1 rRNA gene is annotated in these 1,028 nt (G+C 53.0%); it reads left to right on the top strand.

The features are described 5' to 3' along the window. Positions 1 to 30: 30 nt before the first annotated feature. Positions 31 to 1,028 (top strand): 16S ribosomal RNA (locus ACI1V7_RS28350); the annotation flags it as partial.

The raw sequence follows: 1,028 nt of genomic DNA, 5'->3' as shown, positions 1-1,028 counted from the left end.
GATGACACGAAAGTGTCGCAAACAGAGATTGAACTGAAGAGTTTGATCCTGGCTCAGATTGAACGCTGGCGGCATGCTTTACACATGCAAGTCGAACGGCAGCGCGGGGCAACCTGGCGGCGAGTGGCGAACGGGTGAGTAATATATCGGAACGTACCCAAGAGTGGGGGATAACGTAGCGAAAGTTACGCTAATACCGCATACGATCTAAGGATGAAAGCAGGGGATCTTCGGACCTTGTGCTCCTGGAGCGGCCGATATCTGATTAGCTAGTTGGTGAGGTAAAGGCTCACCAAGGCGACGATCAGTAGCTGGTCTGAGAGGACGACCAGCCACACTGGAACTGAGACACGGTCCAGACTCCTACGGGAGGCAGCAGTGGGGAATTTTGGACAATGGGCGCAAGCCTGATCCAGCAATGCCGCGTGAGTGAAGAAGGCCTTCGGGTTGTAAAGCTCTTTTGTCAGGGAAGAAACGGCTGTGGCTAATATCCATGGCTAATGACGGTACCTGAAGAATAAGCACCGGCTAACTACGTGCCAGCAGCCGCGGTAATACGTAGGGTGCAAGCGTTAATCGGAATTACTGGGCGTAAAGCGTGCGCAGGCGGTTTTGTAAGTCTGACGTGAAAGCCCCGGGCTCAACCTGGGAATTGCGTTGGAGACTGCAAGGCTTGAATCTGGCAGAGGGGGGTAGAATTCCACGTGTAGCAGTGAAATGCGTAGAGATGTGGAGGAACACCGATGGCGAAGGCAGCCCCCTGGGTCAAGATTGACGCTCATGCACGAAAGCGTGGGGAGCAAACAGGATTAGATACCCTGGTAGTCCACGCCCTAAACGATGTCTACTAGTTGTCGGGTCTTAATTGACTTGGTAACGCAGCTAACGCGTGAAGTAGACCGCCTGGGGAGTACGGTCGCAAGATTAAAACTCAAAGGAATTGACGGGGACCCGCACAAGCGGTGGATGATGTGGATTAATTCGATGCAACGCGAAAAACCTTACCTACCCTTGACATGTCAGGAACC

Origin of the sequence: Massilia paldalensis (genome assembly GCF_044901715.1) — a bacterium.
Lineage (GTDB): Bacteria > Pseudomonadota > Gammaproteobacteria > Burkholderiales > Burkholderiaceae_D > Telluria > Telluria paldalensis.
Note: the sequence above shows the minus strand (reverse complement) of the source record. Positions and strands in the feature narration are given on the sequence as shown.